This window comes from Roseibium marinum (assembly GCF_002906165.1).
Classification (GTDB): domain Bacteria; phylum Pseudomonadota; class Alphaproteobacteria; order Rhizobiales; family Stappiaceae; genus Roseibium; species Roseibium marinum.
The window spans coordinates 270863-296336 of record NZ_PPCN01000004.1; the positions used below are offsets into that span (position 1 = coordinate 270863).

The window sequence follows — 25474 nt, forward strand, 5'->3', positions numbered from 1 at the left end:
GCGACCGCCATGGCCCCTTCCCACCCTCCCTCTCCACGGGTGGAACTTGCCCGTGCCAAGGTCAACCTGGCCCTGCACGTTACCGGGCAACGCTCCGATGGCTACCATCTGCTGGAGTCGCTTGTGGTTTTCCCGCAGATCGGTGACCGCATCGCGCTGGAGTCTTCGGAAAAGCTGGAACTCGTTCTGGAAGGCCCCTTCGCGCGCGATATCGAGGGACCCGCCGAGGCCAACCTCATCCTGAAGGCCGTCCGGTCTTTCGCGGAAAGGGCGGGGCTTCCCTGCCCCGACATTCGACTCACGCTCACCAAACGCCTGCCCGTCTCTTCGGGGATCGGCGGCGGCTCCAGCGACGCGGCCACGACACTGCGTCTTCTTGAGGACTTCACCGGAACCTATCTGCCCGAGGAGGAACTTCACGCCCTTGCGCTGTCGCTCGGCGCCGACGTTCCAGTGTGCCTCATTCCCGAACCCCAGATCATGCGCGGTATCGGCGATGAGCTGGCAACCGGACCGGACCTGCCGGCCTGCGGCATTGTTCTCGTCAACCCGAAGGCCGGTGTCTCCACCCCTGAAGTGTTCAGGTCCATGACGCGGCGCGACAACCCTGCACTGCCTCTGGTTCCGGAAAGCTTCGACACGCTGAGCCAACTGACCGGCTATCTGGCGAGCTGCCGGAACGACATGCAGGATGCGGCCATTCAGCTTTGCGGCCGGATCGGCGATGTACTGTCGGTGCTTAAGGCGGACAGCCGGATCGATCTGGCCCGCATGTCCGGCTCCGGAGCAACCTGTTTCGGTCTGTGTGAACCCGAACACGCCCCGGATATCGAGCGCAGCCTCAGGGCGGACCATCCCGAATGGTGGATCGCCTCAGGGCCGTTGTCGTAGCGCGGCTGCGACAGGAATGCCGCTTGTCACAGCGAAAACGTATTCTTCTTTTATTTTGAAAATTAATAACTTACGTCAATCAGCTCACACGTGAGATGCAGAAGGCGACGGCATCCGCCAGAGCGTCGTTGTGAGAGCCTTTTGGAAGCGGGTCGAGAGCCCGAAGCGCCTTTTCACCGTAATTGCGGGCACGCTCCACGGTGTCGGAAAGGGCATCGTATTTCCTGAGCAGCTCGATGGCCTGGTCCAGATCGCCAGTCTCGATTTCTTCGCCTTCAAGACAGCGGCTCCAGAAGGTCCGCTCGCCGTCCGTGCAGCGGGCAATGGCCAGCACGACCGGCAGTGTGATCTTGCCTTCGCGGAAATCATCGCCGATATCCTTGCCGAGATCCGCGGAGGAGCCGCCATAGTCCAGCGCGTCGTCGACCAGCTGGAAGGCATAGCCGAGTTCCATGCCATAGGTGCGCGCGGCCTGTTTCATCTCGTCCTTCTGACCGGCGATCACCGGCCCGACCTCGGCGGCGGCGGCGAACAGGGCCGCCGTCTTGGCCTCGATCACGCGCAGATAATCCTCTTCGCTGGTGGCAATGTTCTTGGCGGCCCCGAGTTGCAGCACTTCGCCTTCGGCGATGATTGCGGACGCGGAGGCCAGAATGCGCAAGGCTTCGAGCGAGCCGACATCCACCATCATCTTGAACGCCTGTCCGAGCAGGTAATCGCCCACCAGCACGCTCGCCTGGTTGCCCCACAGCTTGCGCGCCGCCAGCTTGCCGCGGCGCATGTCGCTTTCGTCGACGACATCGTCATGAAGCAGCGTTGCCGTATGCATGAACTCGACGCTGGCCGCCAGCGTGACATGTCCGTCGCCCTGATAGCCGAACATGTCCGCGCAGGCGAGCGTCAGCATCGGGCGAAGACGCTTGCCGCCGGAGGAGATCAGATGCTTGGCGATCTCCGGAATCAGGTCGACGTTGGACCCCGCCTTGGAGAGGATCAGTTCGTTGACACTGGCCATGCCCGGGGAAACGATTTCCACAAGAGACTGAATGCTCGCACGGCGCGGCTGGCTGTCAGAATAGGTCGCAACAAAGGCCACTCACGGCACTCCCCTGAATATTTGAGCGGACAATATGGTGCGATTGCGCCTGGGGCAAGACGCCAATCCGCAGACAAACTGTTGAAATGCCGCATTCGGTGGGTTTTGCTGTACACCGGTGCCGGATGGTGCTTGTTCGCACCGTATCTTGGTATGCAGCTAAAACCGGGAATCCAATGGAAGAACTCGTCAGAACAAACGATCCGGTCATGATCTCGTTTCTGGAATCGATTTTGGAGGAGGCCGGCATCAAACATTTTGTCGCGGACGGCAATATGAGCATTCTGGAAGGCTCCCTCGGCATCATCCCGCGCCGGATCCTGGTTCATTCCGACCAGATCCTGAAAGCACGCATGCTGGTGCGCGAAGCGGGCTTGGGGGACGAACTGCGGCCGGACACCGGACAGGCCTGACATCATGAACACGCACCTTGCCGAGACCGAAACAGAGACGACACGCGATGCCTTTCTCGGCGGCCGGGTCTATGTGCATCAGCCCAGGCAGGGCCGGCACCGGGCAGGACTCGACGCGGTTTACCTGGCGGCCGCGCTGCCGGAGATGACGAGCGGACATGTGGTCGACCTGGGCGCCGGTGTCGGGACAGCGGGATTTTGCGCCGCCGCCCGTCTGCCGGGCATCAGCGTCACCCTTGTCGAGCTGGATGCCACCGTGCTGTCGCTCGCCGCACGCGGACTGCGGGATGCGGATAACGCAGCCTTCGCGGACCGGATCTCGCTGCTGGAAGCCGACATAATCGCGAAGGGCACTGTGCGCCATGCCGCGGGCCTCAGGCCCTCGATGGCCGACCATGCGATCATGAACCCGCCCTATTATGAGGCCGACAGGTTCCGCGCCTCGCCCAAGGAAGCGCGCGCCGGCGCCCACATGCTCGATGAACGCGGCCTTGAGCCCTGGGCGAAAACCGCAGCGGACATCGTCCGCGATAGCGGCAGCCTCACCGTTATTTTTCGCGCCGACGGTCTGCAGGACCTGCTGAATGTCCTGCAGGGCCGCTTCGGGGCGATCGACGTCATTCCCCTGCGTCCGCGCCTTGAGGCTCCCGCGACCCGGGTCCTCATCCGCGCCATTCGCGCCAGCAGGGCCCCCTTGCGGTTGTTGCCGGGCTTTGTCCTGCATGAAGGCGATGGATCCGACTTCACTAGCCAGGCCCAGACCGTCATGCGCGACGGCGAAGGCCTCGGGCTTTCACCTCGCAGATGAGGATCCTCTCAATGCACCACGATCTCGCCATCTGCAAAGCGGAAGTCCATCGGAGTGATGAGATTCTGATGCGCGATGCGCACAGAGTAAATGCTGCCCTCGACTTCTCTTTCCCAGAATTTCAGGAACCGGTTCAATTCCGGAAATTTCGGGGCGAGATCCTCGGTCTGCCAGAGAAAGCTCTGCAGCAGTTTCGGATGGTCGGGAATCCGATAGAGGATTTCGGCCGTAAGCAGGCCATAGCCGAGAAGCCGCTTTTCAAAGTCTGAGCTGGTTTTCATGCCGGTCCTTTCTCTGTTGCAAAGAAAGAATGTCACGAAATCAGGATAACCTGACCCGGCTATCGATCAAATACTGTTTATAACCAGTACTTTGGCAGCAGATGGATAAAGCTGCTAACAAAACGGCCTGCACGGCATCACTGGGATTGAATGGAAGCCAGATACCCCAGAAAGGCGTCGATGTCTTCCGGAGCGAAAGCAAATTCGGGCATGCCGTCATGACCGGTGACGATGCCCTCGGCCAGCGGCTCCTCAAGGCTTTCCAGCGGATAGAGGCTGGAAAGGTCGCGGAACGCCGGTGCTCCTGTCTGCGCGCTCTCATCATCCGGTCCCACCGCGTGACAGACCGCACAGTGGATCTCCGCCAGCTCCCGTCCGGAAGCAAGACTGGCGGCGTCAGCCGGATAACCACCGTCCGAAGCAGCGGCATGACCGCAGGACATGGACAGGACGAAAAGCCCCAGAACCGGTACCCATTTCAACACGAACGTATCCTCTCCTTGAATCCCTCACTGATTTATAGAGGGTCCGGGACGGGAAATACATTAGGGTGTGAACTTATAAATGAAGACGAAATGGCATGGGAAATGGCGAAACACCGTTAGGAAGTGTGCGCGGAGCGGGCTTTGTGCCCGGTCAAGCACGCTGACGACACGGGGTGAGGCCATTTCCATGTCCTTCGGATTTGACCGAATTGGTCCTCATCTGCGTCGCGAAAGGCTCGAAAATGAACCACATTTCCTGCGCTTTCGCTCCTTGATGAAGACCAATTCGACTCAAACCATTTCATTTTCATTTATGAGTTCACACCCTAGGATGAACACGGGGATGACGCTTTGGGCCGAACTGTGGCATGGCTTCGATGCGCATCTGACTATATATAATTCGAAGAACACCGACGCACTGGAGGACACATGAGCCCGACCCCGCTTCCCGATTCCATCGAGGGCACTCTGGAACTGATGGACCGGGCGGGCTATGTCGCGGACCGGTCCCTGGCGACGGTCCTGCATCTTGCGTTGAAGATGAAGCGGCCGCTCTTTCTGGAAGGTGAGGCCGGTGTGGGCAAGACGGAAATCGCCAAGGTGCTTGCCACCACCCTCGGCCGCGATCTCATCCGGCTTCAATGTTATGAAGGCCTCGACGTCGCCTCCGCGGTCTATGAGTGGAATTACGCGGCGCAAATGGTGGAAATCCGCGTCGCCGAGGCGTCGGGCGACATGGACCATACCGAGCTTTCCAAATCGATCTTCGACGAGCGCTTCCTGATCAAGCGCCCCGTCCTGCAGGCTCTGGAACCATCCCTCTCAGGGGCTCCCGTCTTTCTCATCGATGAACTGGACCGCGCCGACGAGGCGTTCGAAGCCTTTCTTCTGGAAGTGCTCGCGGACAATCAGGTTACCGTTCCAGAACTTGGAACCATCCGGGCGGACGAACCTCCGATCGTCATCATCACCACCAACCGCACCCGCGAAATTCACGACGCCTTGAAGCGCCGCTGCCTCTATCACTGGGTCGATTATCCGGATGCGGAGCGGGAACTGGAGATCGTCCGGCGCAAGGTTCCAGGCGCCGCGCAGCGGTTGGCGGGTGAAGTTGTTGCCTTCGTTCAAAAACTGCGCGCTGAAGAGGATCTGTTCAAGCAGCCCGGTGTCGCCGAAACGCTCGATTGGGCAACAGCGCTTTCCGAACTGAATGAAATCGCTCTCGACCCGGACATGGCGTCCGACACGCTTGGCGTCCTGTTGAAATACCAGGACGACATAGAACGCGTACGCGGCTCGAAGGTGCGGCAGATGATCGATGACATCCGCAAGGAAACGCCTCACCAGCAGTCGATGCCGACGGTATAGATTGGCAACTATCCCGCTCCCCGCTACGCGCCGACATGGAGGCTCCCATTCAGCCCTCGCCTGAAATTCGCTCGCGCATAACGGACAATATCGTCTATTTCGCCCGAACGCTGCGCAAGGCCGGTGTCCCCGTCGGGCCCGCCTCAGTCGTCGACGCGGTCTCCGCCGTGGAAGTCTCCGGCATTGAAAACAGAGACGACCTCTATTGGACCCTGCACGCGGTCTTCGTGCGCCGCCACGAGCATCGGGTGCTGTTCGACGAGGCTTTCCGGATCTATTGGCAGAGCCGTGGCCTGGTCGAGAAGATGCTGGCGATCCTGTCGCCGGTTGCGCCCCCCCGCGGCGCGCCGCAAAAACCCCGGGCCGGCCAGACGCGCGTATCGCAGGCCTTTGAGGCCAACCGGGAGCGTATCGCGGAGGAAACCGTTCCGGAAATCGAGGTGGACGCCAAATTCACCGTGTCCGGCAAGGAATTGCTGCAGGCGAAGGATTTCGCGCAGATGACCGCCGACGAGATTGCCGCGGCGAAATCCGCGTTGCGCAAAATGGCCCTGCCGGTGGACAGGATCCGGCTCCGCCGTCTCAAGGCGGCCACAAGGGGACGCGTCGATCCGCGCCGGACGCTGCGCGCATCCATGCAGGCCGGCGGGGGCATCATCGACCTCAAGTTCCGAAAACCCGGTGAGAAACGCCCGCCCCTGATCGCGCTTTGCGACATATCCGGTTCCATGAGCCAGTATTCGCGCCTGCTTCTCCATTTTCTCCACGGGCTGACCGCCGAACGGCGCGACGTGCATACTTTCCTGTTCGGAACGCGGCTTACCAATGTCACCCGGCAACTGAGAATGAAGGATCCGGACGAGTCCCTGGAAGCCTGTTCCGAAGGCGTGAAGGACTGGTCCGGGGGCACGCGGATCGCCTCGGCCCTGCACGAGTTCAACCGGCACTGGTCGCGCCGGGTGCTATCGGGCCAGCCCACCGTGCTGCTGATTACCGACGGGCTTGAACGCGATACCGACGAGGATCTGGAACGGGAGATGGACCGTCTGCACCGCTCCTGCCGCCGCCTGATCTGGCTCAATCCCCTGCTCCGCTTCGAGGGTTTCGAAGCCAAGGCCAAGGGCATCCGCGCCATGCTGCCTCATGTCGACGAATTCCGCGCCGTGCATTCGCTGGATGCGGTTGCGGACCTTGTAACGGCCTTGTCCGGCTCGCGCCGCACGGCAACCGCGGATCCGCGAAACTGGCTTCACCCCACTGTGTCGGCGCAGGATCGACCTGCTTCCACGTGAAAGCAGAAAAAATCATTTATTACAATTTGTTATAGCATCCTCAAGGAATGTGATCGAAGCCGTGGAGGCCGTCGTTCCCACGGCTGACCCGATCCGGCAAGTTGCCTTGATCGCGGAGCCGAACGAAGCCTTGCTCATGCTTGCGATTGTCCAGATAGAGCCCCAGGACCAGGGCGAGACAGAGCAGCAGCCAGCTTGTGCCGGCGAAGGCAAATTCGAACGGCGTTCGGAATGCCGGAGAAATCTCGAATTTGTGAAGCAGAACCGCGCCCATGATGATCGGCAGCAGGTAAAGCGCCAGCACAGTGAACTGGAAGTAAAACGATGACCGTGCCGTCCGGAAAACACTGTGAAACGGCAACTGGTCCCGCAACCGGTATATCAGATCGAGGCAAACAAGGATCATGGCGACCTGGGTGATAAGCGAAAGCCCGTTGCCCCAGAGAAAAAAGGAATAAGCGGTTTCGATCAGCCCGAGCGAGAGCACCGCCAGGCTGCAGGAAACCGCCAGCAGCTTGACGGCCATCTGGCGCTCAGGCGCCAGCTCATATGCGAAACAGCACAGCAGGAACAGCGCGGTTTCCACCGAAAAGCGGCCGTAAAGACCGACCGTTTCCAGCGCAACCACAATGTGCCCGCCAGTGAAGGCAGACAGGTGGCTCGGATAAAGGGCTTCCAGTATCCGCAGTACGCAAAGCGCTATGAAGATCCACGACAGACCGCCCCTGATCCAGACGGAGCTGTCCCATTCCGGACGAAAGAGGATCGCGCATGCGAGAACCAGAAATCCGGCGGCGGTCACGGGATGCGTTGACGGCAGATTTCCTGAAAACGGGTCTCCGACCGAAAGAAAGACGTTATGCGCCAGACCGAATAGCACCACGAGCAGCAGCGAACAGCCAATGAGCTGGTGGAACAGGGGACTTTCAAAGTCTGACAGTTCGAAATCGGTCATGTTCAGCCAATATCTGTCACCCGAAGATCGGGAACGCCGCATAGCAAGAACAGGTTATAGTGAACATGGATATACGCGCAATAGTTGAGCCGCTTTTAAAGAAGCTTTCATGGTAAGATCTACAAGAGATATTTTTTTGGATGCGAAAATTACAGAAGCCTCACACGCCTAGGCGATTGATTCCGGACGCTTCTTCGTATGACCTGAGGCCAGAGCCTATTCATGTGCTTGCTATGGGTTATGAACTCTAGGGAAGCGCAATAACAGGCGTGCTGACGCTGACCCGCTGAAACAGGTCCTGAATATCGTGATTGGCCATGCGGATGCATCCGTAGGAAACGGCGCGGCCGATCGATCCAGGCCGATTGGTGCCGTGAATGGCGTAGTTGCCGTTCGACAGGGTCATCGCGGCAACGCCCATCGGGTTGTTCGGCGCCCCGCCCCGGATGACGGTGGGAAGATGCGGGAAATCCCGGCGCACTTCCGGCGACGGCGCCCAGTCGGGTTTGACGTATTTCGCCGTGATCAGAGCATTGCCCGTCCAGGCTTTCCGCCGTTTGCCGACGGCCACACTGTAGCGGATCGCCCTTTGCCCCCTCAAAACCAGGTACAGCCGTTTCTCGGAGTTTTTGATGACGATTGTGCCGGGCCGGAACCTGGCATCGGCAAACCCGACCATTTCGGCCGCATGAGCAGGCGGCGTCACCCCGCTCAGCGGCATCAAGGCAAGCACCGGCAACATCAATCGGAACAAGAACTTTAAATACATGGCTTTTCCCGAACTTTTGCCGGACAATACAGCCGAGGCTCGTCGGATTGAACGCGTCCACCATCATTTTCTTTCCGAAAGGTTAACGGGGCGGTGACCGGCACGGCGCTTGGGCCACGGACCCATCCGCTGTGACGCTGAACACTATGCCGGGCGCGGTTCAACGCGATAATTCCCCTGCAGCTTCGGTCCGGAGAGCGAGAAGCCTTTCCGTCTTCGCCGATTGTGTAGCCGATGATCCAGTAGAAGGACTGAAAAATGACCTCTTTCGATACCGTGCAAACCACTTTCGCCGGACGCCTCGTAGCCTCCTTGAAGGTTTTGGCCCTTGCCCTTCCTGTTCTCTCCGCCTCCGTCCCGGCTCTGGCTGGACCTATTTCCGGAACCTATGTGCTTTCGCCGGCCCAGATCGACACCGGCTTTTCTGTGCGCGTCCTCGGCCGCGGCTCCGTGAACGGACAATTCAACAAGGTTTCCGGCAAGATGGTCCTCGACCAGAACCGGCCGGAAAAAAGCCGTGTAAGCGTGACGATCGACCTTGCAAGCGTGCAGACCGACAATGACAAGGTCACCGGTTTCCTGAAAAGCGCGGCCATGTTCGACGTCGCCAAATATCCGCTCGCGGATTTTCGCAGCACAAGGGTTCGCATCACCGGGGCGAATTCCGCCGAGGTCGAAGGTATCCTGACGCTGCGCGGCATGAAGAAACGCACCAAGCTCTCCGTGACCGTGACCGGCACCGGAGCGGGCGGACGTGTCGGTTTTGAAGTCACCGGCGGTTTCTTGAGGAGTCTTTACGGCATGGAGATCGGCCTGCCGATCTACGCCGACAAGGTCAACCTGAAGATCACCGGCACGGGGCAGCGCGGATAGAACCCGTCACACTCATATTCTGAATTAACCCTTCCGGATCATGCCGGAAGGGCTATTTTCGCAGGACCTCGCCGTCCCGCCATTCATACCAGACATAACCCGGTACATTGCTGTCGCCGTTCTGATCGAAGGAAACGGCCCCGATCACGGTCTGGAACGTACCTTCTCGGAGAGCAGCGGCGACCGCTTCTTCAGACGTCCCGCCCGCGGCTTCCGCCGCCTGGGCCCAGGCCTGAATAGCCGCATAGGTCGTCAGGGCGTAGCGTTCCGCCGGATTGCCAGCTTCCTCCAGAACGCTTACCAGATCGCGGGCGGAAAGAATGTCGCGCGGATCTTGCGGATAGCTCACCAGGGTGCCGTTGCCCGCCGGTCCCGCCACGGACCAGAATTCCTCCGTCATCAGTGCGTCCCCGGAAACCATCACCGCTTCCAGGCCCTGACGGTTCATTTCAAGCCTGATCAGTCCGGCTTCCGGATGATACCCGCCCAGATAGACAACGCCGACATCTTCCAGGCCCAGCCGGGACACAAGCCCGCTGTAATCCTGGCCGCCGGAATCGAACCCGTAAGACATGCTTTCCGACTTGCCCAGGCGGTTCATCTCGATCTTGACCGCGTCAGCGAGGCTTTTTCCGTAAGCGGTCTTGTCGTGAAGGATCGCGACACGCGCGTCGCCGAACTCCTCCGCCAGAAGGCGCCCGGCAAGCCTGCCCTGCTGGTCATCTCTAGGCGCCAGCCGGAAGATGCCGGCTCCAGGACGCTGATCGGTGTAACCTGGCAGGGTGGTCGCCGGAGAGATCTGTACGATACCCGCCCCGGAATAAACCTCGCTTGCCGCGATCGACCCGCTGAAACAGAAATGCCCGGCAACGAATTTGACTCCCTTGCCGATCATCTGGTTGGCAACGGCAGTTGCCGTCTCCGCACCACAGGAATCGTCCGCGACTTCGAGAACAAGCGGCTCACCATTGACACCGCCGGCTGCATTGATGTCGGCGACCGCCTGTTCGGCACCCGCCAGCATCTGGGCGCCGAATGCGGCGAACTGGCCTTTCATCGGCCCGGCGACCGCAATCGGAATATCGGCAAGGGCCGGCCCGCTGAGGAGACTGCAAACCAGAACGGTCACTCTGGCGGCAAGCTGCCGATTTTTCATCATTCTCCCGAAAATCCTTTTTTCTCGCCTCCTACCCCTAACCTGAGCGCAAACCGAGCTCAATCCGGCTTGTCTAAATAATGTTATCCCGCTCGAATACACGTTCGCGAGCCGGTCCAGCCGGATCGCTATGATTGCGCCTTTGATCTGGGACCCATAAACTTCCGCCGCACCCTGGGCCTTGCCCGATTCCATCGCCGCTGTCCCATGGAGCAGACAGAATGTCCCCATCCTCTTCAGATCCGGCAGATCAGGCCAGGCTGCCGCTCGACATGAAGATTTTCCGGGAAGCGATGAGCCGCATTGCCGCCGCCGTCCATGTGGTTACCACAGACGGACCGGCCGGCCGCATGGGAGCAACCGTTTCCGCCGCCTGTTCCGTCAGTGACGATCCGCCCAGCATTCTGATCTGCCTCAACCGGGAAACGCGTATCCACGGAGCGGTTCTGAAAAACCGCTGTTTCTGCCTCAACACGCTCAGCGACGATCACGAGGCGATTTCCGATGCCTTTGCCGGACGCGAAAATCTGGACATGCCGGACAGGTTCGCCAAAGGAGACTGGATACCGCTGGCGACGGGCTGCCCGGCACTGGACAGCGCGCGTCTCAGTGTCGATTGCGACGTGTTTTCGGTCACTGAAATGGGCACGCACTCAATCATCGTCGGCACGGTCGCCGATTTGCGCATGACCGATCCGGGCAAATCCCTGCTCTATGTCCGAAGGGGCTACAAAAGCCTCGACACGTAAGCACTTGACGATCAAACTCGTCTTTCCGCCACGCGACATCTGGGACAGACACCTCATGGCCGGCCTGCGCAATCTGATCACCGATGTTCCCGGCCTGAAAGTCGGCAACGCATCCGACCAGGAGCTGAAATCCGGGGCGACTGTCCTTGTTCCGGACGAGCCCGCGGTTACCTCCGTCGCCATTCACGGCGGTGCGCCGGGAACGCGGGAAATCGCGCTGCTGGAGCCGGAACAGACCGTGGAAAAGATCGATGCCATCGTGCTGGCGGGCGGCTCCGCCTTCGGCCTGGATGCCGGCGCCGGGGTCCAGGGGCGCCTGGCGGAACTCGGTTACGGCTTCCAAATCGGTCCGGTGCGGGTGCCGATCGTCCCCACAGCCATCCTGTTCGATCTCCTGAACGGCGGCGACAAGAGCTGGGGCCAGGCGGCCCCTTACCGCGATCTCGGCCGGGCCGCGCTGGATGCGATCGGTCATGATTTCCCCCTCGGCTCGATCGGTGCGGGAACCGGGGCGACAACGGCCAACCTCAAGGGCGGCCTCGGGTCCGCGTCCATGGTTCTGGAAAACGGCGTCACGGTCGGGGCAATTGTCGCGGTGAACGCCCTCGGCCGCGCAACGCTCGGGGACAGCGCGCACTTCTGGGCCGCCCCTTTCGAAATCGGCGGCGAATTCGGCGGTCTGGGCATGCCCCACCCCTTCCCGCAGGACGCAGTTCTGGTCAGAACCAAACTGGACGGGCTGAAAGCCGGTGCCAACACCACGATCGCCGCCGTTGCCACCGACGCGATCCTGACGAAGGGTGAAGCCAAGCGCCTCGCCGTCATGGCCCATGACGGGCTCGCCCGGGCTTTATGGCCGGCCCATACCCCGCTCGACGGAGATCTGGTATTCGCGCTGTCCACCGGCCAGCGCAGAATGGAAAACGGTCTGGAGGATATGGTGCAACTCGGTGCGGGTGCGGCCTCCTGCCTCGCCCGCGCCATTGCCAGGGGCATATATCACGCGACGCCGGCTGTGGGCGATCCCGTTCCGACGTGGCGGCAGCGCTTCGGATCCTGAGGGCTCGATGAGTTCGCACTCTTGCGTCAAAGGTCAATTTTCCGAAAGACACATATGACACTGAAGTCCATTTTCGCGTGTCCGTTCCGTTTTGCTTTTCTTCTGCTGCCGATTGCCGGCTGGTGCCTGACAGCGCTCCCGGTGGCGGCAACTGAAACGGTGCTCGCGGACAAACTGGAAGAAAAACTGAGAGAACCGTTCCACGGCGACCTCGATGCTCTTATCGAGCGCGGAATTATCCGTGTCCTGATCCCGTTCTCGAAAACCGGATACTTCATCGACAAGGGCGTCCAGCGCGGCATCAATGCCGACCTGATGGTGGAATTCTCGAAACATCTCGACAAAAAGCATGGAAAAAAGACCGCGGACGTCAAGGTCTTCCTCGTGCCGACCTCACACGAACGCCTGTTTACAGACCTGGCGCAGGGGCGCGGCGACCTGGCGCTTGGCTATCTGACCGTCACGCAGGACCGGGAGAAACTCGCCGCCTTTTCGATACCGCTTTTGAAGGACGCCCGCGAAGTCCCGGTCACCGCGGATTCGGTTGCCGATTTCACCTCCCCGCACGACCTGTCCGGCCGGACCGTCTATGTCCACAAATCCGCTTCCTATTTCCAGAGCCTGGATGCCCTGAACAGAAAACTTTCCGGCGAAGACGGCAAGACCGTGCAAGTCGTCTCGGTGGACGAACGGCTCGAGGAGGAGGATCTTCTGGAAATGGTCGCCGCCGGCGCCGTTCCCGCCATCATTGCCGACCAGAACAAGGCGAAACTCTGGATCGATGTTCTGGAGGGACTGAAAATGCATCCGCAGGCGGCTGTGCGCACGGATGGAGAAATCGCCATAGCCGTGCGCAAGAAGCCTCCCGGACTGCTCAAGGAAGTCAACGACTTCGCCCGGACCGTGCAAGAGGGCACGCTGCTCGGCAACATCATCTTCAAACGCTATCTGAAGGACGCGGACTACCTGAAGGCTCTCCACAAGGGCAGCTATGATGAAAACCTGACCGAATTCCATGCGGTCTTCGAGAAATACGCGGCAAAATACAATTTCGACTGGCTGCTGATCGCCGCCCAGAGCTTCCAGGAATCCAGGTTCGACCCAAAGGCGCGCAGCCGGGCGGGGGCTGTCGGCCTCATGCAGATCAAGCCCTCCACGGCGACGCCCCCCCCGGTCGCAATTGAGGGCGTTGCGTCGGATCCCGATAAGAACGTGCAGGCCGGCGTCAAATATCTGCGCTATCTCGCCGACCGCTATTTTCCCGACCTTGCAGGGGATCGGGCGGTCCAGACGTTTTTTGCCCTCGCCGCCTATAATACCAACCTCCATAAATAGGAACCCATTTGATGGTCTTTTTCCTGTCTGCCGGCAAGGCGCGTTGCACAGAACGGCCTGCTTGGCCGTTCAAGCAGCGCAACGCTGTCCGGCGGGCTGGAAAAAGCCACCGAAGGCCGCGACTGGAGCCTGTTCCGCCACGTCGCGCGTCTTGGCCGATGTCCCACATCGCCCTGCAACACGCTCCTCGCGGAACAGGCTCCAGTCGCGGTCAAATAGGTTCTTATTTATGGAGGTTGGTATAATGCCGGCCCGAGCCGCTTCGACGCCATGCGCAGGAAAGCCGGGGACCGGGGCTATGACCCGGATAAATGGTTCGGCAATGTGGAGTGGGTCGTCGCGTCGGAAATCGGCCGGCAGCCGGTCGATTATGTCGGCAATATCTATCAGTACTACGTGGTCTTTCACAACGGCCTGCAGCAGCAAGACGCCGATGCCGCCGCCAGGAAGGCGGAGGCAGGCAAATGACCGTCACGACACTCGCAACAGGCGTGGTTCTCAGGCTGCTTTGCGGCCGAGGGCTCCGGCCCGCGCGAGCATTTTCGCCCGTTGGCGCTCCTGCGTTCCCCTGATCGGCGAAAACATGTGGTAGCCCTTTGGTTTCAGGCCGCAGAAACCGAGAATCTGCTTTTCGGTCTGCTTCCTGACGCCCGCACCGTAGATCCAGCGGAAATACCAGCCGGGCGTGTCCGAGGTAACCAGCACTTCGGCGGTGCGCCCCTTGAGCAGTTTTTCCGGCAAAGGCTTTCCGGCAACATACTGGAACGCCTTGCCCGGCAGCAGGATCCTGTCGAAAACGCCTTTCAGCTTCGCCGGCAACCCGCCCCACCACAGGGGGTGGGAAACGACAAAATGCTCGCACCAGACAATGTCGTCCCACAGCGCCTGAAGATCGGGTTCCAGCGGCGGTGCATCCTTGAACCGGGAAACGCCGAAATCCGGATTGAAGTCCGTCGCGCAAAGATGCCGCACGCGCACCTCATGTCCTCTCGTTTCGGCATTGCCGGCATATTCGCCCGCAAGGGCGCCGCAGAATGTGCCGCTGGCCGGATGTCCGTCGAGGATCAGAATACGTGTCATTTTAAGTCCGTTTCTGGCAGGAAGTGAAAATTGACCATGGTCATTTTTTGACATCTCCCTGTTGTTGGGTCAAGATATTTTTTGACCGTGGTCATTTTTCGGAGAATGCATGACACGCAAGCCGCAGCAGCGCAGCATTGCCACCCGGGCCCGCGTATTGCAGGCCGCAAGGGACCTGAGCCGGAAACACGGTCTGGAACTGGTCACGGCCGACGCCATCGCCCAGGAAGCCGGCGTTGCGAAAGGAACGGTTTTTTCTCATTTCGGCGACATGGACGGGCTGTTGTCCTATGTGCTTCTGGACAGGCTCAACGCGCTCCGCAGTCCTTCGCAAAATGAAGAGGTCCCGGCTGAAGACCTGTCGGATCCTGTCGGCACACTCCTTCGGCGGATGATGTCCCTTATTGCCGTGATCACCGACAATCCGACAATCCTGCGCCTGTTTCTCGACAATATCGGAGTGACCAAGCCGCATTGCGCTTCGGAGTTCGTCGAAACGCTCGATGCGCTTGACGCGGATCTCGCGGCTTTTCTGCAGGTCTGGCGGGACACCGAAGCCATCCGGCCGGCCTTGCGGCACGACAGGTCACCGGCGGAAATGGTCGACGGTCTGGTTGCTTTCATGGTGCATGGCGCGATCCTGCTGAAAAGTCATCAGCTTACGGATCGCGGGGTGCTGGAGGTCAGGCTTCGTCGCCACGTGGAAGCCTATTTGCTGACTGCCTGAGGACAGCCTCACGGGAGACAGGACGGCTGGGCCCGTCACCGGGTTTCAGGCAATTCCCCGGGCCAGGCGACGACGTGAAATTCGTATTCCTCCAGAGCCATCCCGTCCTCCGGCACGGATCTGCCACGCACGGAAATGCCGGCCTGATGCACCGTTTTCGGATCTTTCGACACAAGCGGATGCCACCAGTAGAGGTCCTCGCCATCGCGCACGAGCCGATAGGCGCAGGTGGGCGGCAGCCAGGTGAGCGTGCGCACCTCTTCCGGTGTCAGACGAATGCAATCGGGGACGGTTGCCGCGCGGTGTTCGTAATCCTTGCACCGGCAACTGTCGCCATCCAGAAGGGTGCAGGCGACATCGGTCCAGACGATTTCTCCCGTGTCCCAGTCTTCCAGCTTGTTGAGACAGCAGCGGGCGCAGCCGTCGCACAGCGATTCCCATTCCGGGCCGCTCATTTCCTCAAGCGTCTTGGTTTTCCAGAACGGAAGATGTCCCTCGGTATCTGCCGGTATCATATTGTCCGCGCCTGTCAGATCGATCTGCCGTTTTTCAATCCCCGCCAAGGCAGCTGGAAATGGAGCATCCTGACCGCAATTGGAAGCATGCGGAACCTCAGGGAAATCCGGGATCTGCCGGTGCGCCTAGCATGCCTTTGCTCCTCCGGCAAGCGCGGCCCGCCCGCCCGCCAGCCTAATTTGCGCAAGTATTACCATCAGGAAGCTGGTATTCAGGATCGATCGGCAAACTCAGAACTTCAAGGACAGCCGTTCGAGACTGGTTTTCACGCGGACAAAAAACCGGTAATTTGAATTGATCCATTTTGATCCGGAGAACCCGTTCGCGTGGCCGACGAACAGCATTCAAGTGACATCGACGGCAATGCGCCGCCGCGCAAGCGCCACCGTATTCGCCGGTTCTTTCTCGGCCTCGATGCGGCTGTCGACACCGCTTTGTGGAAAAGCGGCGCGGCGATACGCCGGACTTTCGAAGGCTATGACGCCTTTTTGCGCCGCTTTCGGGCGAAAGGCATCTGGCGGGCCCTGGCGGAGCTTTCCTCCGATTCCCTCACCTACGGTCTTGCGGGCTTCATCGTCGTCCTGGCCTTCGCCCAGCCGGCCTTCGAGGCCACCCGTTACGCCGATTGGAAAACCACCGACGATTTCGCCGTCACCTTCATGGACAGATTCGGCAATGAAATCGGCCGGCGCGGTATCGTGCTGAATGACAGTGTGCCTCTGGAGGAAATTCCGGATTCTCTCGTGAAAGCCACGCTGGCCACCGAGGACCGCCGGTTCTTCATCCATTTCGGTATCGATTTTGTCGGCACCTTCCGCGCAATGGTCGAAAACGCCCGGGCGGGCGGCGTCGTCCAGGGTGGCTCGACCCTCACCCAGCAGCTTGCCAAGAACCTCTTCCTGAGCAACGAACGCAGCCTGATCCGCAAGATCAAGGAAGCCTATCTGGCGCTGTGGCTTGAGGCCAATCTCTCCAAGCAGGAAATCCTCAAGCTCTATCTGGACCGGGCTTATATGGGGGGCGGCGTGTTCGGGGTAACCGCGGCGGCCGAATTCTATTTCAACAAGAATGTGCGCGAACTGACCCTCGCCGAAAGCGCCATGCTTGCCGGGCTCTACAAGGCGCCCACCAAATATGCCCCGCATATCAACCTGCCCGCCGCCCGCGCCCGCGCCAACGAGGTGCTGACCAACATGGTGCAGGCCGGTTTCCTGACCGAGGGCCAGGTCATCGGTGCCCGCCGCAATCCCGCGGTCGCAGTGGATCGTTCGCAGGAACAGCTGCCGGAATATTTCCTCGACTGGGCGCTTGAGGAAGTCAAAAAGCTCGCACGCCGAAATCCGGCTCTTGCCCGGGACCGCATCGTCACGGTGCGCACGACGCTTGACCCTGCCCTGCAGCGCCAGGCGGATCTGGCCGTGGAAACGATGCTGAGGGAAAACGGCAAGCTGCGCGACGCCAACGAAGCCGCTCTGGTGTCGATAGTACCCGATGGCGCCGTCGTCGCCATGGTCGGCGGCCGGTCTTATGGCGAAAGCCAGTTCAACCGCGCGGTCAATGCCCTGCGCCAGCCCGGCTCATCCTTCAAGCCCTTCGTCTATATCACCGCCTTCATGAACGGCTACGGCCCGGACAGCATCGTGCCGGACCGGCCTGTCTATATCGGCAACTGGACGCCGCGGAACTACGGCAGAAGCTATCGCGGCCCGGTGACGCTGAGAACGGCCCTCACCAAATCGATCAACACCATTCCCGTCCGGCTTTCGCTGGATTTCGGCCGGGAAAAGATCATCGAAACCGCATACGCCATGGGCATTACCCACGAACTTCAAAACGGGATTTCCCTGCCCATCGGTTCATCGGAAGTAACGGTGATCGACATGGCCTCCTCCTATTCCGTCTTCGCCAACGGCGGCCTCAAGGCCACCGCCTATGCCATCCTGGAGGTTCAAAACAGCGCCGGCGAGGTTCTCTACCGCCGGGAACGGGACGAACCGGCACCCAAACGGGTTCTGCCGGAAGACAAGGTGCATCAGATCAATGACATCCTGGTCAATGTGGTCGAGGCCGGCACCGGGAGGCGTGCCCGCATCGACGGCGTGGTCGCGGCCGGCAAGACCGGAACCACCAATGCCTACAGGGATGCGTGGTTCGTTGGGTATACGGGCAATTTCACCACCGCTGTCTGGTTCGGCAATGACGACTTCAGCTCCACCCGGCGCGTGACGGGCGGCAGCCTGCCCGCCATGACCTGGCAGAAATACATGGAATTTGCCCATAGCGGCATCGAGCTGGCCGCCATGCCCGGCGTCGATGCGGACAACCTGCCGAGGCTGGCACGCGCGAGCCCGGCCAAACCGGCGGCGCAGGACGCGCAAGCGCCGCAGCCGCGTGTCCTGAAACGGCGCACACAGGACCTGCTGCTGCGCATCGGCAAGGACTTCCGCCTGCTCCTGGAGCAATCCAACGCCAGCGCCGTCCCTTCACCGGCATCCGTCCCGGCCGACTACGCGGCCGCGCAATGAGTGAGACGTCCCTCAAGCCGCGCCTCACCAGCGGCGAAACCGACTGGTACGAGAACGAACTGCCAAGGGTGATCCGCCCCTATCGCAGCCACCCGCTGCGCACGCTGACGGCAATCGCCCTGGTACTGGTCCTGGCCTCGCTTCTGGGGATCAGTTCCGCCTATCTGGTCATCGAGCGCGAACAGCCACTCGATGCGGTCACGATCGGGCCCTGGCAGGCCTATCCCAAGGCGGGAACGGCGGAAGCGGACCCATATTCCGTGGCCATCTACACGCGCGGTGCGGTCATTCCGCTGGCAAGCGGTGAAGGCCTGGCGCTGGTCGCACGCCAGGACAGCAACGGCCACCAGCTCGACCCGACCTGCGTCTACCGGATAGCCGGACAGACCCCGTCCGCGCGCCTGTGGACCCTGACCGCCGTCAACGGCCGAGGCGACCTCGTTGAAACCCTGCCCGGCCGGGTTCATGTGGTCAGCCAGAACATTCTGCGCGCCCCGGACGGCACCTTCGAGATCGCGGCGGCGGCGGCACCGCACTCCGGCAACTGGCTGCCGCTGGCCGCCGGAGCCAGCGCCAGCGACGGTCTGCGTTTCGTCCTGCGGCTCTACGATGCGCCGGTCACCACAGGCGCGGCTCTGGACGGCGTCAGCATGCCGGTGATCGAAAGGACGGGCTGCCCGTGAGCCTTTCGCCCCGCTTCACCCTGACGGTCGGTATTCTGGCGACGCTCTGCCTTGCGGCCGTCATTCATATTCTGGTGGTGCTCAGCATTCCCCGCAATGTGCAGCATAGCGCCTATGACAACATCGCCACCTACGGCACCGACCGGAAGTTCAACCTGTTGCCCGACGTCAAACGCGGCCAGGAAGCCTTGCCGGATCTCGATCCGGCGATGAAACACGCCACCTGCCGTTTCCAGCTCGCCGACGGGCCGGTGCTTTTCGACGCCAGCATTCCCGTCTCTTTCTGGTCCATCGGATTGTTCAACGCCGCCGGCGAGGCCGTCTACAGCCTCAACAACCGCACCGCCGGCGCCGAACGCCTTTCGATGCTGGTTCTGACCACCCAGCAGCTCTCCATCCTGCGCGAGAACCCGCCGGAAAATCTTGAAGACCTGATCGTCATTGAAACCCCCGAGCCGATCAGCGGCTTTGCGCTTTTGAGGGCCTTTGTTCCGCACTCTTCGAAAGCCGATGAGGTCGACCTGGCACTGAGGGCGGCCCGTTGCGGGACGATTTGACGGCATTCGAATTCCGCCACTTGACCCTCTAAGGGCGAATTCCAGGCTGCCGAAACAGACCGGATGCCGTTGACCGGATGCTTGAAATCGGACCGGATAAGAGTGCTTTCAACTAATGGCTCGTGAAAATGTACAGAGTCGGCTGGCCTACTTCACCACCGGCGCGCGCTCGACTCCCCAGCCCGTGAATATCCGCGACCTTTTGGCAGGCGCCTCGCTGAGGTAGCCGCCGCCGCGTTCGCAGCTTTCCTCGGCCAGCTTCACCTGGCCCTCAAGTTCGCGGATGGCATTGTTGACCTTCCAGACCCTGTTCTGGGTCGGGGTTTCGATCTCCAGCCCCTCAAGCGCCTTCTTGTAGGCGATGATCCGGTAGCGCAGCGCCTGGCCGACCCATTTGGTCATCACCCGGTTTTCCCAGACCCGTGCCTTGGCGCCGTCATAGGTTTCCTCGGTGGTCACCGTCTTGTTGCGCAGAACCCTCAACCGTTCGTCATCCGCCTTCTGGACCCGGATCGCCACCGTGCAGAACGGCATGACCAGTTCCGCGTCGCCGGTGGCATCCGACGCGATCTTGTCGTAGCGGGCGTCTGAAGACTTGAATTTGTCGGAGCGCAGATAGATCAGGTAAAGATCGGGCGGCACCCGGCCTTCGGTTTCCGGCATGACACGCGTGCGCGCCAGTTCCACTATGGTTCCGCCGATCCAGTCCTTGGTCCAGGGCGGCCGGATCAGCGTCCAGCCGCGGTTGCGCAGCAGCTTTTCGTCATTGGTGTAATTGAATTTCGACACCGGATCGCCGCGCAGCCGCGCGGCCTCGTCGCCGGCCTTCGGCATCAGATCGTCATGGATCACGGACGGTCTGGCCCGGTCGAAGTCACCCGTCGGCCGCACGCAGGCGGCCAGGGTGGCTGTCGCGAGAAAAACGGCGGCCAGCGTCAAGGCGCGCCCCCGCCTGTGTCTCCCGCCCCGCGCGGAACCGGAATGTACCGCTTCACATTTGCCCATAGGGCGTTTCTCCAGACCGCTAAAGACGTCGGCAACACGGCTGGAGCGACACGACCGTCAGTCCTTGTCGGAACCGGCTGGTCCAGCAGCCTTCCCGATGGTCGCGATTCGTGCGGCAAGATCAAGGTCATGGCGCTCATACCGGACACCTGGGAAGAGGATAACTTCTCCATAGGCCTCCCGGCTGGTCGAGTGCCGGCTATTGGAATGACGACCCACGCGTGCAGTGGGCCGGTGTGCGGACGCAAAGTCCAACAAATTGCCCATCGTCTCCTCCTTCGGTTCCTGCTGTTCCGGCGGCGTATTACCGGCGGAACACGGTCAAACGGGCGACGCATTACTTCCTGCGAGCTTCATTAAGAAGCCGTCAGGGTTAACAGGATGCTAACGCTTTTAAGGCAATTTGAATGAAACAACTTCAGCCGGTGGTCCGGTCTTCTGTATCTTGTAGACAGGTGTCATGCGTCAAAGGCCTCACTTCAATCAACCCGTTGAGACTTCCGCACCAAGCCGGAAAAAGCCCCCGCAGGAGCGTTGCGTCCTGCTCGCGGCGACAGAACTATTCGTCGGAAAGTCCCGACATGACGTTGAAGAACAAAAGATATTTCTGGAATTGGCGCGCAATCTCCTGCCGGCAACCACACTTCCGGACCGCCGCCGGATTGCCTCCATGCTCGCAGCTCATCCGGAAATACCGGACGATCTGCTGGAAATTCTTGCCTCCGACGAGGACGAACTGACCGCCTATCCGGCGCTTCGTTACACTCAAAGGCTTTCTGTGGATCTCCTCTTACGCAAGGTTAAGTCAGGACCGGAGTCTCTCAGACGGGCAATTGCAAACCGCCCATCGCTGCGCGAATCGGTTCTCAGCGCCCTGTGCGAGCATGGCGGCGCCGACTCCATACGGATTCTCCTGCAAAGGGACGACATCCGCCTTGCGCCCATTCATCACGACAAGCTCAGCCGCCGGGGCGATATCGTCGCCGCGCTCGGCATGGAACTGGCCGGCCAGGACGCGCTGAGTCCCGACGGTCTCATGGGCCAGTACCTGCACCTTCCGGCCCCGCTCAAGGCAAAAGCCATTGCCGCGGCCGAGATGGCCAGCCTGGTCAAACAGGCCCGGACGCCCGGTCCCGTTGCGGTTCACCGCCAGGATAGCGCCGGCCTCCACCTTTGCGATGCCCTTGTGGCCGAAGCCCTTGTCAGCGACCGGCCGCGCTTCGCCGATCTCCTCTGTCAGGGCTTGAGCCTGCCGCAGCCGGTGTGCGACCTGCTGCTGCAGACGGACCAGAGTGACGGTCTGACGATTGCCCTGAAAGCTCTCGGCATGTCCGCCTCACAGACCGCCACGGTGTTGATCCGGCTGTTCGGAGAACATATGCCGTTGGCGGATCTGCGCGGTCTGCTGCGCCTCCACCGGACGCTGAGCGTCGGCGCCGCCGGGGTTCTGGCAGGTCAGTGGATGCTGCAGGACCAGACTACGGAAACCCCATCCCCCCGGCATGTGCCCCAGTATCAGGAGAGCAGGCGCCGCACGGAATCCGCACGGACAGCCACGAACAGCGAAATCAGCCCCGCGCGCCAGAAAACCGGCGGCTGACCCGGGAACCACCCGGTTTGCACCTCCTGTTCCAGGTCATGATGCTGAATTCCTGCGAACGCAAAACGCTTAAAAACGGAACACGCCCTTGCCGGGATCGGTTTCGGGCTCCTCCCCGGCGAGCGGCAGGTCCACCTGCCCGTCCCGCGCCTCAATCTCCACCAGCCAGTAATCCGGGTCCATCCGGCGTTCCTTTTGAAGGCGGTCGGCCAGCATGTCCCGGTCTGCCTGCAGGAGAACACGCTCGAACAGGCGTCCGTCAGGCAGGTCGCTGAACATGGATTGCGGTGCGGGGCCGTAAAAATCGTAGGTTCCATCCAGCCGGTCGACGCTTACGAAAACAGCACCCGCTTCCGGCGCTCCGCGTTTCGAAACAGCCGCGAAGCCACCGGCGTTGAAGATCCGGCGGACAAGCGCGCTGACAAAGAAATCGGACGTGACCCGCATTGATCGGTCCTCGACTGGAAACGGCGCAATTCACCGGCGGCATGATTGCGCCGCAGCTGAACTTTCAACGCAGCTGTCTCATATCAGAAATCAGCCGGAAAGCGAGCGGCCGCTGATCATTTCCAGGCGCTCGATCACTTCCGCGCCGGGTTCGCCCGTCAGCGGCAGACCGCGGTCGAGTTCGAACCGTTTGATGGCCATCGTCGTGTTCGCCCCTTTAAGCCCATCGGCTTTCAGCGGGCCGTAACCGAGTTCCGACAGCGCCTTTTGTATCTTCATCAGGCGGGGATCCGCATCGATGCCGGCAACGGTTTCGGTGCCGGCTTCCTGAACGGGCGTGCCGGAGAACCCCGGTTTGGCGCGCGGGACGGGCATCTGTCCGGCAACCGGTGCATCCCCTTGCATCAGGACGAGCGCCAGCAGGGCCTCACTGGCTTCTCCGGTTTCCTGCTGTCCGGCGCGGCGTTCGAAGGCGCGGATCGCGCGCTCCGTTGCCGGACCGTTCAGGCCGTCGAGCGGTCCTTCGTACAGCCCGATCTTCCTCAACGAGATCTGCAGATCAAGCACCAGCGTCGAGATCTCCTGGATCTGCAATCCGCCGCGGCGGTCTCCGGGTTCGGAAAGCTGTAAGGCATCGGAGCGATCGCGCGTGGCGAAGAGCGGTGCGGGGTGGCGGCCCGGCTGCAGTCCGACCGCGTTGGCGACGATCAGACAGGCTGTCAGCCCCATGACGACCGTACCGCCCGCTGCCACCGGATTGTCCAGCGCCACATGTCCCGCCCGCGTCATGAAAGAGTCGGGGGCCTTGGCCTGTTTTTTCTTTTTTACCGGTTTTGCCATGCCGCCGCCTATGCCGATTTCGCGACCGGCCCACCGGCCGGATCCGCATGGATAGGACCGGCGCGCCTGGCCGGGACGGGGCGAACGGGCAACCGTACGGCGACACTTTCACCATGCCCGAGCATGGTCTGAACCGAAACGCTTCCGCCGGTCCTTTCCAGCAATTCCCTGGCAAAATCAAGAACCGGCCGGGACGCATCCGAACTCCAGCTCAAACTGGAATGCCGGTTCTTGACGGACAACACGATTTCAAGATCGCCGCGATCCGTCTGTCCCGAAACCGTGACAACCGCCCCGCTTTCGGAGGTCTCGACCATATCGGACAGGATAAAGCACAGCGCCTGGCGAAGACATTTCCCGTCCGCGACCGCGGGTGGCAAATCGTCTGCTTCCTCTGTTTCGATCTCCACACCGCGCCGGTCGGCAATCGGCGTCACCAGTTTACGGCATTGCGCCAGACAGGCGAAAATGTCGATCGTGCCATAGTCCGGTTCAGGGACCGCGGACAGGCCCGGCCGGAAATCCAGAACGGCGTCGAGCTCTTCAAGGCCTGCCTCGCCGGCAGCCCTCAGCCGGCCGGCGGCGGCATGCGCGGCACTTCCTGGCCCCACCCCGCCAACCGTTTGCAACGCGACCGCCTGAGCGATGATGTCGGCAAAGACCTTGCGGGCATCCATTCCCGCGGTTTCAAGCAGTTTTCTGGAAATGCCGGCCGTCCGGCTTTCCTGCGGGGAGGCAATCGCTTCGGCCTCGTCCGATAAGAGGCGGTCATCCGTTTGCCGGATCAGAAGCAGCAGTTGCCGGTCCGCCGCTGACAGCGTCTGCCCCCCCTCATGCCCCTGAGCCTTGATATGCAATTGCAATTGCCGGTATTCCGCCTGACCGGTCTCGCCGGGAACGCTGGCGCCAACCCGAACGCGGACATCGAACACAGCCGGCGCACCGCTGTGCCGGACGTCGGACAATCTGGTCAGGTAGAGCGGCCTGTCCGCCACATGCAGCCGTTGAAACAGCCAGTCCTCCCCGCCTGCCACCGGCAGGCCACCGAAGATGCGCTTGACCGGTCCTCCCAGAACCCGGATCCGTCCGCCCGGATCGAGTTCGCAGAAAACCTCCGAGACACTCTGGCTCATCAGCTGCCGCCGGCTTTCGGATGCGAGCATGGCGTTCCGGGCACGCTTCCGGTCGACAGACAGACGGTACGCCAGCATTCCCGCATAGATCAGCGCAGCCAGGGTGGTGACGAACAGAGCCGGCCCCTGCAAGGGTTGGAACTGAAGCTGCGGAAGCGGCAAGAAGGTGATGGCTGCAAGCAGAACGGCGCAAAGCGTGGCGACAAGGACCGGTGTTTTCCGGCTGGTTGAAAAGGCTGCTTCCACCAGGGGAATCAGCAGCCAGATCGCCGCGAAGGAGGCATTTCCTCCAGTCAGGATGCAGATAGCCGCGACAGTACAGGCAAACAGCGAGGACGAAACACCGATCGCCCGGTTCAGCTTGCCAGATTGGGAGAGATACAGCGCCAGAGGCCACTGGCTCAGCATCCATGCCAGCACAAGAATTTCAGCCACGTGCGGCGGTCCGGCGAGCGCCAGATGCAGGGGCAAGACAAAAAGCGCGGCGGCGCCGCTCAACATGGAACTTATCAGGAAAGACCGGTGCAACGGCGCCAAAAAACTGTCCCCGGCGGCCTGGGGATGAATCATCCCGTCGACCCGCGAGGCCCAATGGCTCAGACAAACTCTCAGAAAACTCAAAAGGTTACGCACTCTACACTACCACACGACAGACGCAGGAATTCCCGCTCGCAGCTCCTGTAAACCATTCTGTCGCCGAGCACTTAAGGAACGATAAAGGATGAAATCGAAACGCGGAAAAAATCCCGAAATGTCACTATGTTCAAACGCTTGCCCGGAATTGACTAAAATTTGAATCAATTTTTCGGAAAAATCGCTTCAAATACCTG

Annotated in this window: 28 protein-coding genes; 16 read left to right on the top strand and 12 right to left on the bottom strand. The window is 61.0% G+C overall.

Annotation, left to right across the window (positions count from 1 at the left end; translation table 11 throughout):
• Positions 1-9 precede the first annotated feature (9 nt).
• Positions 10-891 carry a 4-(cytidine 5'-diphospho)-2-C-methyl-D-erythritol kinase gene (locus tag CLV41_RS12175; protein WP_170107174.1) on the top strand — a complete coding sequence of 294 codons (882 nt, stop codon included), beginning with the start codon at positions 10-12 and terminating at the stop codon, positions 889-891.
• A 79-nt stretch (positions 892-970) separates the two neighbouring features.
• On the opposite strand, the gene CLV41_RS12180 is transcribed toward CLV41_RS12175, so the two are convergent.
• Positions 971-1987 (bottom strand): polyprenyl synthetase family protein, encoded by a 1017-nt coding sequence (locus tag CLV41_RS12180; RefSeq protein ID WP_235867117.1) that lies wholly within the window; start codon positions 1985-1987, stop codon positions 971-973.
• 176 nt (positions 1988-2163) lie between these two features.
• On the opposite strand from CLV41_RS12180, the gene CLV41_RS12185 reads away from it, so the two are divergent.
• Positions 2164-2400, top strand: a complete 237-nt coding sequence (locus tag CLV41_RS12185) for a putative signal transducing protein (RefSeq protein ID WP_103222620.1) — start codon at positions 2164-2166, stop codon at positions 2398-2400.
• Between the two features lie 4 nt (positions 2401-2404).
• Positions 2405-3208, top strand: coding sequence for a tRNA1(Val) (adenine(37)-N6)-methyltransferase (locus CLV41_RS12190; protein WP_103222622.1), 804 nt, complete (start codon positions 2405-2407; stop codon positions 3206-3208).
• A gap of 8 nt (positions 3209-3216) precedes the next feature.
• Here CLV41_RS12190 and CLV41_RS12195 read toward each other — a convergent pair whose 3' ends face one another.
• Both CLV41_RS12195 and CLV41_RS12200 read right to left on the bottom strand, forming a co-directional pair.
• Positions 3217-3489, bottom strand: coding sequence for an usg protein (locus tag CLV41_RS12195; RefSeq protein ID WP_103222624.1), 273 nt, complete (start codon positions 3487-3489; stop codon positions 3217-3219).
• Between the two features lie 137 nt (positions 3490-3626).
• A complete protein-coding gene (locus tag CLV41_RS12200; RefSeq protein WP_235867118.1) occupies positions 3627-3974 on the bottom strand; it encodes a cytochrome c in 348 nt (115 codons plus the stop codon).
• A gap of 429 nt (positions 3975-4403) precedes the next feature.
• On the opposite strand from CLV41_RS12200, the gene CLV41_RS12205 reads away from it, so the two are divergent.
• Positions 4404-5342 (top strand): AAA family ATPase, encoded by a 939-nt coding sequence (locus CLV41_RS12205; RefSeq protein WP_103222626.1) that lies wholly within the window; start codon positions 4404-4406, stop codon positions 5340-5342.
• Positions 5343-5377: 35 nt separating this feature from the next.
• Positions 5378-6634, top strand: coding sequence for a vWA domain-containing protein (locus tag CLV41_RS12210; protein WP_103222628.1), 1257 nt, complete (start codon positions 5378-5380; stop codon positions 6632-6634).
• A 40-nt stretch (positions 6635-6674) separates the two neighbouring features.
• Here the strand turns inward: CLV41_RS12210 and CLV41_RS12215 are convergent, their stop codons facing one another.
• Together CLV41_RS12215 and CLV41_RS12220 are read right to left on the bottom strand one after the other, a co-directional pair.
• Entirely contained in the window at positions 6675-7589 is a 915-nt protein-coding gene (locus tag CLV41_RS12215) for a hypothetical protein (RefSeq protein WP_103222630.1), read from the bottom strand.
• Positions 7590-7836: 247 nt separating this feature from the next.
• Positions 7837-8358, bottom strand: a complete 522-nt coding sequence (locus tag CLV41_RS12220; protein ID WP_103222632.1) for a L,D-transpeptidase — start codon at positions 8356-8358, stop codon at positions 7837-7839.
• Between the two features lie 258 nt (positions 8359-8616).
• Between CLV41_RS12220 and CLV41_RS12225 the strand changes: the two genes are divergently transcribed.
• The gene (locus CLV41_RS12225) at positions 8617-9231 is read left to right on the top strand and encodes a YceI family protein (RefSeq protein ID WP_103222634.1); all 615 of its coding nucleotides are present in this window, start codon (positions 8617-8619) and stop codon (positions 9229-9231) included.
• Positions 9232-9283: 52 nt separating this feature from the next.
• Here CLV41_RS12225 and CLV41_RS12230 read toward each other — a convergent pair whose 3' ends face one another.
• A complete protein-coding gene (locus CLV41_RS12230) occupies positions 9284-10390 on the bottom strand; it encodes a branched-chain amino acid ABC transporter substrate-binding protein (RefSeq protein WP_328590038.1) in 1107 nt (368 codons plus the stop codon).
• 218 nt (positions 10391-10608) lie between these two features.
• Here CLV41_RS12230 and CLV41_RS12235 point away from each other — a divergent pair, with 218 nt between their 5' ends.
• The 4 genes from CLV41_RS12235 (at position 10609) to CLV41_RS12250 (ending at position 13999) form a co-directional block, all read left to right on the top strand.
• Positions 10609-11136 carry a flavin reductase gene (locus CLV41_RS12235; RefSeq protein ID WP_103222637.1) on the top strand — a complete coding sequence of 176 codons (528 nt, stop codon included), beginning with the start codon at positions 10609-10611 and terminating at the stop codon, positions 11134-11136.
• Between the two features lie 55 nt (positions 11137-11191).
• A complete protein-coding gene (locus CLV41_RS12240) occupies positions 11192-12196 on the top strand; it encodes a P1 family peptidase (protein WP_103222785.1) in 1005 nt (334 codons plus the stop codon).
• A gap of 54 nt (positions 12197-12250) precedes the next feature.
• The gene (locus CLV41_RS12245) at positions 12251-13531 is read left to right on the top strand and encodes an MltF family protein (RefSeq protein ID WP_103222639.1); all 1281 of its coding nucleotides are present in this window, start codon (positions 12251-12253) and stop codon (positions 13529-13531) included.
• Between the two features lie 270 nt (positions 13532-13801).
• Positions 13802-13999, top strand: a complete 198-nt coding sequence (locus CLV41_RS12250) for a lysozyme family protein (RefSeq protein WP_103222642.1) — start codon at positions 13802-13804, stop codon at positions 13997-13999.
• Between the two features lie 30 nt (positions 14000-14029).
• Here the strand turns inward: CLV41_RS12250 and CLV41_RS12255 are convergent, their stop codons facing one another.
• On the bottom strand, positions 14030-14611 hold the full coding sequence (locus CLV41_RS12255; protein ID WP_103222786.1) for an NAD(P)H-dependent oxidoreductase: 582 nt from the start codon (positions 14609-14611) through the stop codon (positions 14030-14032).
• A gap of 109 nt (positions 14612-14720) precedes the next feature.
• Between CLV41_RS12255 and CLV41_RS12260 the strand changes: the two genes are divergently transcribed.
• On the top strand, positions 14721-15338 hold the full coding sequence (locus CLV41_RS12260) for a TetR/AcrR family transcriptional regulator (RefSeq protein WP_103222644.1): 618 nt from the start codon (positions 14721-14723) through the stop codon (positions 15336-15338).
• 35 nt (positions 15339-15373) lie between these two features.
• Here CLV41_RS12260 and CLV41_RS12265 read toward each other — a convergent pair whose 3' ends face one another.
• Positions 15374-15853, bottom strand: a complete 480-nt coding sequence (locus CLV41_RS12265; protein ID WP_103222787.1) for a YcgN family cysteine cluster protein — start codon at positions 15851-15853, stop codon at positions 15374-15376.
• On the opposite strand from CLV41_RS12265, the gene CLV41_RS27535 reads away from it, so the two are divergent.
• From CLV41_RS27535 to CLV41_RS12280, 4 genes are all read left to right on the top strand, one after another.
• Entirely contained in the window at positions 15827-16147 is a 321-nt protein-coding gene (locus tag CLV41_RS27535) for a hypothetical protein (RefSeq protein ID WP_146048559.1), read from the top strand. The two genes, CLV41_RS12265 and CLV41_RS27535, sit on opposite strands and share 27 nt — an antisense overlap.
• 96 nt (positions 16148-16243) lie before the next feature.
• The gene (locus CLV41_RS12270) at positions 16244-18379 is read left to right on the top strand and encodes a transglycosylase domain-containing protein (protein WP_235867125.1); all 2136 of its coding nucleotides are present in this window, start codon (positions 16244-16246) and stop codon (positions 18377-18379) included.
• Positions 18376-19062 carry a DUF1214 domain-containing protein gene (locus CLV41_RS12275; protein WP_103222649.1) on the top strand — a complete coding sequence of 229 codons (687 nt, stop codon included), beginning with the start codon at positions 18376-18378 and terminating at the stop codon, positions 19060-19062. The genes CLV41_RS12270 and CLV41_RS12275 overlap by 4 nt, the downstream gene beginning before the upstream one ends.
• A complete protein-coding gene (locus CLV41_RS12280; protein ID WP_103222651.1) occupies positions 19059-19619 on the top strand; it encodes a DUF1254 domain-containing protein in 561 nt (186 codons plus the stop codon). Before CLV41_RS12275 ends, CLV41_RS12280 begins: the two co-directional genes overlap by 4 nt.
• Before the next feature lie 147 nt (positions 19620-19766).
• Here the strand turns inward: CLV41_RS12280 and CLV41_RS12285 are convergent, their stop codons facing one another.
• Entirely contained in the window at positions 19767-20558 is a 792-nt protein-coding gene (locus CLV41_RS12285; RefSeq protein ID WP_208987471.1) for a hypothetical protein, read from the bottom strand.
• A gap of 679 nt (positions 20559-21237) precedes the next feature.
• Here CLV41_RS12285 and CLV41_RS12295 point away from each other — a divergent pair.
• The gene (locus CLV41_RS12295; protein ID WP_170107175.1) at positions 21238-22224 is read left to right on the top strand and encodes a DUF2336 domain-containing protein; all 987 of its coding nucleotides are present in this window, start codon (positions 21238-21240) and stop codon (positions 22222-22224) included.
• A 69-nt stretch (positions 22225-22293) separates the two neighbouring features.
• Here CLV41_RS12295 and CLV41_RS12300 read toward each other — a convergent pair whose 3' ends face one another.
• The 3 genes from CLV41_RS12300 to CLV41_RS12310 all read right to left on the bottom strand — a co-directional run bounded on the left by CLV41_RS12300 (position 22294) and on the right by CLV41_RS12310 (position 25145).
• Positions 22294-22671: a DUF1491 family protein gene (locus CLV41_RS12300; protein ID WP_103222658.1), complete on the bottom strand. Its 378-nt coding sequence runs from the start codon at positions 22669-22671 to the stop codon at positions 22294-22296.
• Positions 22672-22761: 90 nt separating this feature from the next.
• Entirely contained in the window at positions 22762-23511 is a 750-nt protein-coding gene (locus CLV41_RS12305; protein ID WP_103222660.1) for a peptidoglycan-binding domain-containing protein, read from the bottom strand.
• Between the two features lie 8 nt (positions 23512-23519).
• The gene (locus CLV41_RS12310; protein WP_146048560.1) at positions 23520-25145 is read right to left on the bottom strand and encodes an ATP-binding protein; all 1626 of its coding nucleotides are present in this window, start codon (positions 25143-25145) and stop codon (positions 23520-23522) included.
• Positions 25146-25474: the final 329 nt, after the last annotated feature.